7 protein-coding genes are annotated in these 13,141 nt (G+C 68.9%); 4 read left to right on the top strand and 3 right to left on the bottom strand.

Features of this window, described 5'->3' with window-relative positions:
- Positions 1-625: 625 nt before the first annotated feature.
- Together OO71_RS38700 and secA2 are read right to left on the bottom strand one after the other, a co-directional pair.
- Positions 626-2,347: an NAD+ synthase gene (locus tag OO71_RS38700; protein ID WP_033295019.1), complete on the bottom strand. Its 1,722-nt coding sequence runs from the start codon at positions 2,345-2,347 to the stop codon at positions 626-628.
- Positions 2,348-2,466: 119 nt separating this feature from the next.
- Positions 2,467-4,806, bottom strand: coding sequence for an accessory Sec system translocase SecA2 (secA2, locus tag OO71_RS38695; protein ID WP_033295018.1), 2,340 nt, complete (start codon positions 4,804-4,806; stop codon positions 2,467-2,469).
- 138 nt (positions 4,807-4,944) lie between these two features.
- On the opposite strand from secA2, the gene OO71_RS38690 reads away from it, so the two are divergent.
- Positions 4,945-6,525 carry an alpha/beta hydrolase gene (locus tag OO71_RS38690; RefSeq protein ID WP_033295135.1) on the top strand — a complete coding sequence of 527 codons (1,581 nt, stop codon included), beginning with the start codon at positions 4,945-4,947 and terminating at the stop codon, positions 6,523-6,525.
- Between the two features lie 262 nt (positions 6,526-6,787).
- Here the strand turns inward: OO71_RS38690 and OO71_RS38685 are convergent, their stop codons facing one another.
- Positions 6,788-7,423 carry an LppX_LprAFG lipoprotein gene (locus tag OO71_RS38685; RefSeq protein WP_033295017.1) on the bottom strand — a complete coding sequence of 212 codons (636 nt, stop codon included), beginning with the start codon at positions 7,421-7,423 and terminating at the stop codon, positions 6,788-6,790.
- A gap of 92 nt (positions 7,424-7,515) precedes the next feature.
- Between OO71_RS38685 and OO71_RS38680 the strand changes: the two genes are divergently transcribed.
- From OO71_RS38680 to OO71_RS38670, 3 genes are read left to right on the top strand one after another with little or no spacing between them, the layout of a single operon-like run.
- Entirely contained in the window at positions 7,516-8,811 is a 1,296-nt protein-coding gene (locus OO71_RS38680) for an MFS transporter (RefSeq protein ID WP_033295134.1), read from the top strand.
- Between the two features lie 36 nt (positions 8,812-8,847).
- Complete coding sequence (gene glnA, locus OO71_RS38675) at positions 8,848-10,191, top strand: type I glutamate--ammonia ligase (RefSeq protein ID WP_033295016.1); 1,344 nt, start codon at positions 8,848-8,850, stop codon at positions 10,189-10,191.
- Between the two features lie 39 nt (positions 10,192-10,230).
- Complete coding sequence (locus tag OO71_RS38670) at positions 10,231-11,790, top strand: amidase (RefSeq protein ID WP_033295015.1); 1,560 nt, start codon at positions 10,231-10,233, stop codon at positions 11,788-11,790.
- Positions 11,791-13,141 lie beyond the last annotated feature (1,351 nt).

Raw genomic sequence — 13,141 nt, 5'->3', positions numbered from 1 at the left:
GTGGCAACCTCCGCGGGTTCAGTAGTGCAGGTTCTGCTTTGCCGCGTGCGGGCGGTCCGGCCTGTGCGTCCGTGCGTCCGTGCGTCCGTGCGTCCGTGCGTCCGTGCGTCCGTGCGTCCGTGCGTCCGTGCGTCCGTGCGTCCGTGCGTCCGTGCGGGCGGGCTACATGCGGGCGGTCTGGGATCGCTTCGAGAGGGCGCCAGCGGTCGGGTTGCGTGGGTGTTGTGGTCCCGGCTCTGCCGCGTGGGGACTCGCGTCGGAGGGTTGTGCCAGCGTTCGGGTGCTGAGGTTTCGGCTCCCCTCCGCGCGGGCAGCCCACAGCTCCGGCCCGGCGGCGCCGACAACGGAAAACTCAACCCGTCCGGCCGCAGCACCCAGCGTCAGCCCGTCGAGCCGCGGCGTTGAGCGTCGGCCCGTCGAGCCGCGGCGCTGAGGCTCAGCCCGTCCGGCCGCGGCGCTGAGCGTCAACCCGTCCGGCCGCAGCACCCAGCCTCAGCCCGTCGAGTCGCGGCGTTGAGCGTCAGCCCGTCGAGCCGCGGCGCTCAGCCTCAGCCCGTCCATCCGCAGCACCCAGCCTCAACCCGAGCCCCGGCACCACAACACCCCCGCACCGCAAACACACCCATCAAGACTTGCGTTCCCTCCACCGGTTCGTCATCGGAAGCCGCCGATCCCGGCCGAATGCCTTGAACGTGATCTTCGTACCCGGCGGATACTGCCGTCGCTTGTACTCCGCTCGGTCCACCAATCGCACCACCCGGTCGATGGTTTCCGGGTCGAAGCCTGCCTCCAGGAGGTCCGCGTACCCGCGGTCGTTCTCGACGTAGTCGTCCAGAATGTCGTCCAGCAGGGCGTAATCCGGCAGGGAATCCGTGTCCTTTTGGTCAGGGCGCAGTTCCGCCGACGGTGGCTTCGTGATCGAGTTCTCCGGGATCGGCGGCTTCTCCCCGCGCTTCGCGGCCTCCTCGTTACGCCACCGCGCCAGCTGCCACACGTGCGTCTTGAACAGGTCCTTGATCGGCGCGAACGCGCCCACCGCATCGCCGTAGATCGTCGAATACCCCACGGCCAGCTCGGTTTTGTTGCCCGTCGCCAGTACGAGGTGACCGTCCAAATTGGACAACGCCATCAGCAGCATCCCGCGTACCCGCGCCTGGATGTTCTCCTCCGCCAGGCCGGTCAACGACAACTGCCGGACGTACCCGTCGACCAGGTCCGCCACCGGTTCCACCCGATAGTGTGCGCCGATCCGCTCCGCCAGGTCCGCCGCGTCGTCCTTCGAGTGCGACGACGAGTAGTTCGACGGCATCGACACGCCGTACACGTTGTCGCCGCCCAGCGCGTCGGCCGCCAGCGCTGCGCACACCGCCGAATCGATCCCGCCCGAAAAGCCGAACGTGACCGAGGAAAACCCGTTCTTGTGCACGTAATCCCGCAACCCCACGACGAGCGCCGACCACACCTCGGCCTCGTCCGACAGCGGTTCGCTCACCGCCGGCGCGGGCAGCGGCTCGTAGGCAGGCAGCGGCGCATCGCTCAGCACCCGCCGGTGCACCGCCAGCCCTTCGAAGGAACCCGAAGCAAACGAGCCCGAGGACGGCAGATCCAGATCCACCACCAGCAGGTGCTCCACGAATTGCGGCGCCCGCGCGAGCAACATGCCGTCCGCGCCGACTACCAGCGAATCCCCGTCGAACACCAGATCGTCCTGACCGCCGACCTGGTTCGTGTACACCAGTGGCGCGCCCGCCTCGGCCGCACGCCGGGCCACGAGTGGCAGCCGCTGCTCGTCCTTCGACCTCTCGTACGGCGACGCGTTCGGCGCCACCACCAGGTCGACCCCGGCCTTGCCCAGCGCGGAGATCGGGCCGCCGTCCTGCCAGATGTCCTCGCAGATCACCATGCCGATGTCGACGCCGTGCAGCCGCAGCACCTCGAGTTCGGTACCCGGCTTGAAATACCGGTGCTCGTCGAACACGCCGTAGTTCGGCAGGTGGTGCTTGAACTGCCGGGCCACGACCTCGCCGCGGTACAGCGCCGCCGCTGCGTCGCGCGGGCCTACCTCGTCGTGGTCAAGGTATCCGACGTACGCGAGCACGTCGCCGCAGCCCGCCTCGTCGAGCCGGCGCGCCAGCTCGGTGACCGACCGCCGGGATGCGTCGGCGAACGTGCGCCGCAGCGTGAGGTCCTCGACCGGGTACCCGGTCTGGGACATCTCCGGGAACACGACGACGTGCGCCCCCGACTCGGCGGCTTTGCGCGCCCACTCGACGGTGAGCGCGGTGTTGCCGTCGATGTCGCCGACGGTGGTGTTGACCTGGGCCAGTGCGATGCGCAGTTGCGGCATGCCGTCATTCTGTCTCACCGCACCGACAAAAACTAAGCGGATGTGGGCCAGAAGTCCGTGAAGGGAACCATGAGGGAATCAGATTCCCTGATGGTTCCCTTCACGGACCCGCAGCAAAGTCAGGACTTCTTCATCCGCATCATGCTGCGCACCTTCTTCACCGTCTGCTCGAAATCCGAGTCGAACGGGTTGTCGTGCACCAGGTACGTCCACGTCGTGTTCGCGCGCCGCACGCCCGCGTCGGCGAGATCGAGGCCGTCGTCGGTGATCTCGACCTCCTCCAGCGTCTTCGCCGCCCGCGCTGCCGCTTCCGCGATGATCTTGTGGAACTCCGGGATCGCTGCGCGGTGGAACTCGTCCAGCGGCGTCTCCCGCGCCAGCGCTCGCAGGTGGATGCTCTCGCGCACGTCGGTGAGGTACGCCAGATGATCCGACCACAGCTGGTCGAGATGGAACAGCCGGACCTCGCGACACACCTGCTCGAGCCGCTCGGAGTCGTCCAGTTTTTCTTGAAGCTCCCCGAACTTCTCCGGAAGGGCCGCCTCCAGGTCCGTAGCCGCCAGCCCCGTGCGCAGCACCTGATCACGGTGCTCCAGCAGCTCACCGCGCTGCCGTTCGATCAGCCGGGTGTAGCGCCAGGTGTTGCGGTGGATCTCCAGGTCGACGCCCTCGGCCACGCGCTGGGCGTGGTTGAGCTGCCGGTGCGCGGCCGGGTCGGTGATCTCGCCGGTCTCGGAATCGGAGTCGATGCCGTCCGGGAGGTCCGGCGCGTTCGACAGCACCAGATCGTCGTTGAGGCTCGCGAAGAAGATCGCGCTACCCGGGTCACCCTGCCGTCCGGACCGGCCGCGCAGCTGCCCGTCGAGCCGGCTCGACGGGTACCTCGCGGTGCCGATCACGTGCAGCCCGCCCAGCTCGGCGACCTCCTCGCGGCTGGACCCGTCGGTGCCGCCGAGCCGGATGTCGGTACCGCGACCGGCCATCTGCGTGGACACGGTGACCGCGCCCTTCTTGCCCGCTTCGGCGATGATCGCGGCTTCCTCGGCGTCGTTGCGCGCGTTCAGCACCACGCACGGCAGGTCGACCTTCGCGAGTTTCTCCGCCAGCTCCTCCGACTCGGCGACGTCCTGGGTGCCGACGAGAATCGGCCGCCCGGTTTCGTGCACCGTCCGGATTTCCTCCTCGATCGCCCGCAGTTTCTGCGACGGCGAAGCGAAAACGCGGTCCGGCTGGTCCTCGCGGACGTTCGGCGTGTTCGGCGGGATCACCGCGACCTCGAGCCGGTAGAACTCGCGCAGCTGCTCCGCGACCGCCACCGCGGTCCCGGTCATGCCCGCGACCTCGGGGTACCGCGCGAGCAGCGCCTGCACCGTGATCGAGTCGAGGATTTCGCCCCGGTCGGTGGCGGTGACCTGCTCCTTCGCCTCGACCGCGGCCTGCAGCCCGTCCGGCCAACGCTGCAATTCCGCGACGCGGCCGCGCGCGGCGTTGATCAGCTGCACCTTGCCGTCGCGGACCAGGTAGTCGACGTCGCGGGTGAGCAGGGCGTGCGCATGCAGGGCGACATTCACCGCGGCCAGCCGGTCCGACCCGGATTCGTCGTACAGGTCGATCCCGCCGAGCGACTTCTCCACCACGGACGCGCCGGCGCTGGTGAGCCAGGCATTACGGCCGTCTGAGTCGGTTTCGTAGTGCAGGCCGAGCCGCAGCCGCCGGACGATCGTGGCGACCTCCTCGTCGGCGTCGTTGTGGTCGATCGAACCCGCCATGACCAGCGGCACCCTGGCCTCGTCGACCAGCACCGAGTCGGCCTCGTCGACGATCGCCACCTCGGGCGCCTTCTGCACGAGGTCGTCGGCCTGCGTGACCAGCCGGTCGCGCAGCACGTCGAAACCGATCTCGGCCACCGCACCGTACGTGACCTCTTTGCCGTACGACTCCTTGCGCTCCTCCCGCGTGTGCGCCGGCTCGACCCAGCCCACGGTGACGCCGAGCAGCTCGTACACCGGCCCCATCCACTCCGCGTCGCGGCGGGCGAGGTAGTCGTTGACCGTGACCACGTGCACGGACCGGCCGCGCAGCGCGTACCCGGCGGCCGCGAGCGCACCGGCGAGCGTCTTGCCTTCACCGGTCTCCATCTGCACGACGTGCCCGGTGAGCAGCCCCATGGTGCCGAGCAGCTGGACGTCGAAGGCCCGCTCGCCGAGCGCGCGCCGGGCCGCCTCCCGGCCGAGCGCACCGACCTCGACCAGCTGGTCGTCGGTGAACGAGGCGGCGCCGCCGAGCGCGTCCCGCAGCTTCCCCGCGCGTTCGGTGAGCTCGGCGTCCTCGAGCTTCTCCAGCTCGGGCTCGAGTTTCCCGATCGCGGGCAGCAGCGCTTCGTAGCGGGTCAGCTCGACGCTGCCCGGCCGCTGGATGATCCGGCGGAGCCGCTTGCCCACCCGGCTGATCAGTGCCACCCCTGGTCTCCTCGCCTCGATGTGTCTCCGGTCGCACCCGAACTGCCCAACGCGCCGGTGGGGCGTTCGAGTTCCGCGCCCGGATGGCACGATCAAACCGTGTCCCGTCATCCCAGCGCCAGCCCGTACGCCAACCGGATGGTCGCGCTTGCGGCGTCCGGCCTGCTCGCGACCACGCTCGTGGCGTGCTCGCCGCACACCGGACAGGCGCTACCTTCGCCGACGGTCGAATCGCACCCGCCGGTGGGTCCGGTGCCCGCCGGGCTCGCGCAGTTCTACGGGCAGAGCATGACCTGGGATTCCTGTGCACCCTACGCGACCTCGGACGACGCGCGGTCGGCCTTCCGGGCGAAGGGCATCGAATGTGCCCGGCTGACCGTTCCGCTGGATTACGGCAAACCGGACGGGCAGACCATCACCCTCGGCGTGCTGCGGCACCGCGCGAGCGATCCCGGTGACCGGATCGGTTCGCTCGTGGTGAACCCGGGCGGACCGGGCGCTTCGGGCATGGTTGCCGCGGCCGGGCTGGTCGATCAGGTGAACAAGACCGACCTCGGCAAGCGGTTCGACTTCGTCGGCTTCGATCCGCGCGGGATCGGCGCGAGCGAACCGCAGATCAAATGCCTCACCGGGCAGGAGCGAGACGCCGACCGCGCCGACGACAGCGAAACCGACGGCTCGCCTGTCGGCGTCACGAAGCAGGAGAGCGAGCAGAAGGACTTCGCCGCGAAGTGCGCACAGCGGACGAAGTTCGGCGACGACATGCTCGCGCACGTCGGGACACGCGACGTCGTGAAGGACATGGACGTGCTGCGAAGCGTCCTAGGCGACGAGAAGCTCACGTACCTCGGCTTCTCGTACGGCACGCGCCTCGGGTCCACGTACGCGGAGACGTTCCCGACGAACGTGCGCGCGCTCGTCCTCGACGGCGCTGTCGACCCGATGCAGACCCCGGCAGAGTCACTTGTCTCCCAGGGACAAGGCTTCGGCGGCGCGTTCGGCGAGTTCGTGAAGTGGTGTACGCCGCAACAGGATTGCGCGCTCGGCCACGATCCCGCTGCGGCCACGAAGGTGTTTCAGGACCTCACGCGACGCCTGATCGACTTCCCGGTGCCCGTGGGTGACGGACGCAAGCTGTCGTACGAAGACGCTACGACGGGCGCGATACAGGCGCTGTACCAGCAGAGCCTCTGGGAGTACCTGAACACCGGTCTGAACGAGCTGAAGCAACAGCGCGGTAGCACGCTCGAGAAACTGGCGGACATCTACAACGAGCGCGGCGCAGACGGCAGCTACGGCACCACGCAGGACGCCTTCACCGCGATCCGCTGCGTCGACGATCCGCCCGTCACGGATTCGCAGCAGATCCTCGCAGCGCAGGAGAAATACGTGAAGGCCGCTCCGTTCCTCGATGACGGCAAACCGGCCAGCTCGGCCCGCGACGCCTGCGCGTTCTGGCCGGTGCCGAACACGTCGAAACCGCACGAGCCGAACGTGCCCGGCCTGCCGAAGACGCTCACCATCTCGACCACGAACGACCCGGCCACGCCGTACCAAGCGGGTGTCAACCTGGCGAAGGCGTTGAAGGGCGCCTTGCTCACCTTCGAGGGCACCCAGCACACGGTGTTCTTGCAGGGCAACGAATGCGTCGACCAGGCGGGCGCGGACTACCTGATCAACGGGACGACGCCGCCGGACGGCACCCGCTGCAAGGGGTAGTTTTCACCGGGCCCGGCCTGCCTCGCCGATCTGATGCTGGAGGTCGCCGAGTGGGCCGTCACACGGGAATCCGGCGCAGAACTGACCCTTCATCCCTTCCTTCTTGATCTCGTCCGTCAGGAACTCGTCCGGGTAGCTGGTCCGGCTTCTGCCCGAAAACGCAATGTGCGGTGGCTGGCGGGACCCCGAGAAATGCCACTCCGGCCACCACGCCGATCGTTGCCGATTAAGGCTGATCAGTGAATAGTCCAGAAGTAAGCGCCTAGGGTCGCTGGTCGGTGAGCAATACCTCGTACATCACCGGGCTGTCGCGTTCCGTCGCGGGCGGCACCTGCAGCCACAGCCGCGCGAAGCGGCGCGGTTGCGCGGCCGTCACCCAGATCTTCACGTTCACGTCGTCACGGATCTGCGGCACCAGCTTCGCCGCGACCGCCTGCGCCACGGTGCCGCCCACGCGGTAACCGTCGACGTGCTGGATCGTCTCGCGGATTTCGGTCTGCGGCTGCCGGATTTCGGTCAGCAGGGACATCAGGCCGGAGTCCGGGCCGAGGTACCGGCCGACCGTGAACGGCGTGGTTTCGCGTGTTTCGTGACCGTCCGTACCCGTCGTCGTCGCCTTGTCCCCGGACACGGTGAACGAGAATTTCCGGTCGCCGAACTCCGCGCTGCCGGTGGCCTGCCCGTGGCCGGCGAGGTTCGCGTTGCCCTCGAGCTTGCTGAGTGGCAGGCCGGGCAGGACCCCGTTCACCACCACCGAGAAATGCAGGCTCCGGACGGCGGTGAAGTTCGCCTTCGCCGCGTCGAGCAGTTCGCCCGCGGCGGGCAGCGGAGGTGACGCTGTGCAACCGCCGAGCAACCCCAGGAACAGCAGCGCCGGCAAGACGCGTCGGCTGAGCATGGCCGAGAGCCTAGTCTGTTGGCCCGATTCTTTCGGATAGTGGCCTTCAGGCCACTGTCGGGAGCGTGATCGACACTGCAGACTGGTCGTTTGTGACTGTCGAGACCCGCCCTGCCCGCCGTCTGCACCGCGCCTGGTTCGTAGCGGCAGCCGCGTTCGTCGCTTTGCTTGCCGCCGCCGGCTTCCGCGCCGCGCCGGGTGTCCTCATCGACCCGCTGCACGAGGAGTTCGGCTGGTCCCGCGCCACGATCGGGTCCGCGGTTTCGGTCAACCTCGTGCTGTACGGCCTCTTCGCGCCCTTCGCCGCAGCGTTGATGGAGCGGTTCGGGATCCGCCGTGTGTCTGCGACGGCGTTGTTCGTCGTCGCGGTCGGCGCCGGCGGCACGGTGTTCATGAGCGCCAGCTGGCAGCTGATCATGCTCTGGGGTGTGCTGGTCGGCGTCGGCACCGGGTCAATGGCCATGAGCTTCGCGGCGATGGTGGCGACGCGCTGGTTCGTCCGGCACCGCGGCATGGTCACCGGCGTCCTGACGGCCGCAGGGTCCACCGGACAGCTGATCTTTCTACCCGTCGTTGCTTCGCTCGCAGTGCACGACGGCTGGCGTACGGCGTCCATGGTTGTCGCCATCGCAGCGCTCGCGGTGGTTCCTGTCGTGCTTCTCGCTGTACGCGACCACCCGGCGGACATCGGCACCGTCGCGTACGGAGCACCCGAAGACACCGAAGTCGCACGCCCCACGCCGACGGTCGGCACTGTGCGTCGAGGCCTGACAGTGTTGTTCCAAGCAGCGCGTACCCGCTCGTTCTGGCTACTCGCGGTCGGCTTCGCGATCTGCGGGGCGACCACGAACGGGTTGGTCAGCACCCATTTCGTACCCGCCGCCCACGACCACGGGATGCCACAGACGACCGCTGCGGGCCTGCTCGCCCTGGTCGGCATCTTCGACGTGGTGGGGACCATCGCGTCGGGTTGGCTCACCGACCGTGTCGACCCACGGCTCCTGCTCGGTGTCTATTACGCGTTGCGGGGAGTTTCGCTCGCCCTGTTGCCGCAGCTGTTCACGGATTCGGTACAGCCGAGCATGTGGGCGTTCATCCTCTTCTACGGTCTCGACTGGGTGGCCACCGTTCCGCCGACGGTCGCGCTCTGTATCCGCACCTTCGGCGAAGCCGGTCCGATCGTGTTCGGCTGGGTTTTCGCGTGCCATCAGCTGGGTGCGGCCTTCGCCGCGTCGGCCGCCGGAGCGGTGCGCGACCAGCTGGGCGACTACGCCGTCGCGTGGTACGTGGCCGCGGGGCTCGCGGTCATCGCGTCGGTCGCGTCGCTGTCGATCACCCGATCCGGGAAACCCCAGCTCGTGCCCCGAGCGCTCGTGGGTGACCCGTGAAACATCCCGTTAACACGTCCTGGTTAGGGTGCGGCCATGGATCGCCAGCAGGAATTCGTGCTCCGCACTTTGGAAGAGCGCGACATCCGTTTCGTCCGCCTGTGGTTCACCGATGTGCTGGGGTTCCTCAAGTCCGTCGCGGTCGCGCCCGCTGAGCTGGAGGGCGCGTTCAGCGAGGGCATCGGGTTCGACGGCTCGGCCATCGAAGGCTTCGCGCGCGTGTACGAGTCGGACATGGTCGCGAAGCCAGATCCCTCCACGTTCCAGGTGCTGCCGTGGGAAACCCCGGACGGCGGCCCGTACTCCGCGCGGATGTTCTGCGACATCGCGATGCCCGACGGCTCGCCGTCGTGGGCCGACCCGCGGCACGTGCTCCGCCGCCAGCTGTCGAAGGCCAGCGAGGCCGGGTTCACCTGCTACGTGCACCCGGAGATCGAGTTCTTCCTGCTCGCCACCCTCCCCGACGACGGCACCGAGCCCGAGCCCGCGGACAACGGCGGGTACTTCGACCAGGCCAGCCACGCCACCGCGACGCACTTCCGCCGGCACGCCATCGAAACCCTCGAAGCGATGGGGATCTCGGTCGAGTTCAGCCATCACGAAGGGGCACCGGGGCAGCAGGAAATCGACCTTCGGTACGCAGATGCCCTCACCATGGCGGACAACGTGATGACGTTCCGTTACGTCGTGAAGGAGGTCGCGCTCACCCAAGGCGTGCGCGCGACCTTCATGCCGAAGCCGTTCACCGACCAGCCCGGGTCGGGGATGCACACGCACGTCAGCCTGTTCGAGGGCGACCGGAACGCGTTCTACGACGCCGAGGACCCGCACGAGCTGTCCGAGACCGGCAAGGCGTTCGTCGCCGGGGTGCTGCACCACGCCAAGGAGATCTCGGCGGTCACGAACCAGTGGGTCAACTCGTACAAACGCCTGATCAGCGGCAGTGAGGCGCCCACGACGGTGTCGTGGGGGAGGGCGAACCGCTCGGCGCTCGTGCGGGTGCCGATGTACTCGCCGGGCAAGGCGTCGTCGCGGCGCGTGGAGATCCGCACGCTCGACTCGGCCTGCAACCCGTACCTGGCGTACTCGGTGATACTGGCCGCCGGACTGAAGGGCATCGAGAAGGGGTACGAGCTGCCGCCGCCTGCCGAGGACAACATCTGGCAGCTGTCGGATTCCGAACGCCGCGCCGCCGGGTACGCCCAGTTGCCGCAGAACCTCGGCGAGGCGCTCGCGGAGATGGAGAAGTCGGAGCTGCTGCCCGAAGCACTCGGCGAGCATGTTTACGACTTCTTCTTGCGCAACAAGCGGGTCGAGTGGGACAACTACCGCAGCGCGGTCACCCCGTACGAGCTCCGGACGTTGCTGCCCATGCTCTGACGGACCCGGCCGTGTTCCGACGTTGGGGAGGCATCGGACATGGGAAGAAGACTGCCCGCGATCCTGGCGGCGCTGGTCACGGCGGCGGGGGTGATCACGGCGGTGCCTGCGGAATCCGCTGAGCTGCACTTCGATCTCGATCGCGCGGACATCCCGTCGCTGCAGCAGCGGATGGCGTCCGGGCGGCTCACCGCGGTCGGCCTGACCAGCGCGTACCTGGCGCGGATCCGGGAGCTGGACCCGAAGGTCAACGCCGTCCTCGCGCTCGATCCGGGTGCGCTGGCCCAGGCCGCGGCCAGCGACGTCCGGCACCGGACCGGCCGCGCCCGTGGTCCGCTCGACGGGATCCCGGTGCTGGTCAAGGACAACGTCGACACGGGGGACCAGCAGACCACCGCCGGTTCCCGGGCGCTGCGCAGCCGACCGGCCGCCGACGCGACGCTGATCACCCGATTGCGCGATGCCGGCGCGGTGCTTCTCGGCAAGGCGAACCTGTCGGAATGGGCCAACTTCCGTGCGGCGAAGCCGACGTCGGGCTGGTCTGGCGTCGGTGGCCAGACGAACAACCCTTACGTGCTCGACCACAACCCGTGCGGGTCGTCCGCCGGGTCCGCGGCCGGGGTCGCCGCGTCGCTGGCGCAGGTCGCGATCGGCAGCGAGACCGACGGGTCGATCGTGTGCCCGGCGGGCATGACGGCGACGGTCGGGCACAAGCCGAGTCTCGGGCTGGTCAGCCGCACCGGCGTGGTGCCGATCTCGGCGGAACAGGACACGGCGGGACCCATCGCGCGCAACGTCGTCGACGTCGCGCTGACCCTGTCGGTACTCCAGGGCCGCGACCCGGCGGACCCGGCGACCCAGCGCTACCCGTCGACCCAGCCCACGGACTACGCGAAGCTCCTGCACCCCGGCGCCCTCCGCGGCACCCGGATCGGCCAGTGGCGGCTGCCGGTGCTCGGCCCGGAGACGGATGCCGTGGTCAGCCAGGTCGAACGCACGCTGACGCTCGCCGGCGCGACGGTCGTCGAGGTGCCCCCGCCGTACCAGGACCGGCTCGCGGAGCTGGAGTTCCCCGCGCTCCTGACGGAATTCCACCGCGACATCGACGCTTACCTCGCCACGCGCCCCACCGGGCCACGCACTCTGGCGGACCTCATCGCCTACAACCGCGCGGACCCGCTGGAGCGCACCTGCTTCGCCGGGCAGGAGTTGTTCGAGCAGGCCCTCGCCGCCCCCGGCCCCGACGACCCGGGCTACCGCGCGATGCGGGCCGAGCTGACGGATCTGGCGCGGCGTTCCCTTGACGAAACGCTCGCTCGGTACGACCTCGACGCCATCGCGTCCCCGACGAATCCGCCCGCATGGAAGACGGATTGCGCCAAGGGCGACAACGACGTGATCCCGTCGTCGACCCCGGCTGCGGTGGCGGGCTACCCGGCGGTGACGGTGCCCGCCGGATTCGTCGGACCGCTGCCGGTGGGGATTTCGTTCATGGGCGGGCAGTGGACGGACGGGCGCATGCTGGCGTTGGCGGCGGACTACGAACGGGCGGCTCCGGTGCGGGTTGCGCCGCGGTTCTTGGCCGGGTTGCCGGGGTAGGTGGGCTGGTGCCGGTGCGGGTTCTGCTGCGGTTCTAGCTCTGGTTGCCTGGGTCGGGCAGGTGGGCGGGTGGGTGGGGTAGGTGCTGGGTTCTGCTGCGGTTCTTTCGTGGGCCGTGGGCCGTGGGCGTTCGTCGTTGGCTGTTGGCCGTTGGCTGTTGGCTTTGGGCCGTGGGCCGTGGGCGTTCGTCGTTGGCAGTGTGCCGTGGGCCGTGGGCCGCTGGAGTGGGCCGTTGGCCGTGGGCGCTGGGTTGGCCGTTGACCGTGGGCGTGGGCCGTGGCCGTGTGCGCGGGGTTGGGCGTGGGCCGCTGGCCGCTGGAGTGGGGTGGGCTGGCGTCGGTATGGGTCCTGCGCTCTGGCTCTGGTTGCGCGAGTGAGCGGGTAGGCCCGTGCCCGTGCCCGTGCCCGTGCCCGTGCCCGTGCCCGTGCCCGTGCCCGTGCCCGTGCCGGTGTGGGTTCCGCTGCGGTGCTTGCCCTGGTTGCCCGAGTTGGGGTGCGTTGGTGCCGGGCCGGTTCGAGGCTGGGGTGGTTGCGGCCCGAGCCGGGCCTGGTTCTGCGGGGTTGCTGCGTGAGGTTTCGGCTCGAGCTGGGCTGGCGGTGTTCTCGCCTGTGAGGTTCGGGCTCGAGCTGAGCTGGCGCTGGTCCCGCCCGGGAGGTTTCGGCTCGACCTGGGCCGGACATGTCCGGCCCAGGGTCCACGCCAGAGGTTCCGGCCGCGAGGTTCAGCGGAGACGCCAGCCGGAACTGGGCCGGTTCTGCTTGAGCTCAGTACAGGAGGCTGCCGCACTGAACTCGGGCTTGGTCGTTCCGGCTGGGCTCCGTGCGTGAGGGTTCGGCTCGAGCCGGGCTCTGTCCCCGTCTGGATGACTTCGGCCCGGCAGCTGCGTCCCTTACCTGAGACCTGGGTCACTGGCAACCCTCCAGCCGGGTCCCGACCTGGGTCCGGCCCTGGCGAAAACGCTCGCCAAGTCCTGTTCCCGGCGGGTTGACCTGCGCCGATGTCGTTAAGTGACCCCCCTGTTTTCGGGCGGTTGCCAGGCATGTAATCTTCTCTTCGTCGCCAGGAACACCGGGTCGGCGGGGCCGCAAGCCTCCCGAACCAGGCGCCAGGGCCGAGCGGTTGACACCGCGAATCGGACCAGGTAATGTTCAGCGTCGGCCCACGAGCGGCCGCCGACTCCCTACGACTAACCGTGTAGGTATCGGCATGCTCGACCAAAAGCTTGAAACAACGCATCGGGCTTGGCCTGGCTTTCTGGGTTTGGTTCGGGGTGTGTTGCTTGAGAACTCAACAGTGTGCTAGTGAACTAAGCCAGTAGAGCTTATATGAAACCCCCTCGTCGGGGTTTCC

Origin of the sequence: Amycolatopsis jejuensis (genome assembly GCF_000717335.1) — a bacterium.
GTDB lineage: Bacteria > Actinomycetota > Actinomycetes > Mycobacteriales > Pseudonocardiaceae > Amycolatopsis > Amycolatopsis jejuensis.
This window is presented reverse-complemented; position numbering and strand designations above follow the sequence as displayed.

What these genes read in the sequence shown, in the direction of transcription:
- OO71_RS38700 (WP_033295019.1), bottom strand. Translation starts at nt 2,347, where the DNA reads ATGCCGCAACTGCGCATCGCACTGGCCCAGGTCAACACCACCGTCGGC.
- glnA (WP_033295016.1), top strand. Translation starts at nt 8,848, where the DNA reads ATGGATCGCCAGCAGGAATTCGTGCTCCGCACTTTGGAAGAGCGCGAC.
- OO71_RS38690 (WP_033295135.1), top strand. Translation starts at nt 4,945, where the DNA reads ATGGTCGCGCTTGCGGCGTCCGGCCTGCTCGCGACCACGCTCGTGGCG.
- OO71_RS38670 (WP_033295015.1), top strand. Translation starts at nt 10,231, where the DNA reads ATGGGAAGAAGACTGCCCGCGATCCTGGCGGCGCTGGTCACGGCGGCG.
- OO71_RS38685 (WP_033295017.1), bottom strand. Translation starts at nt 7,423, where the DNA reads ATGCTCAGCCGACGCGTCTTGCCGGCGCTGCTGTTCCTGGGGTTGCTC.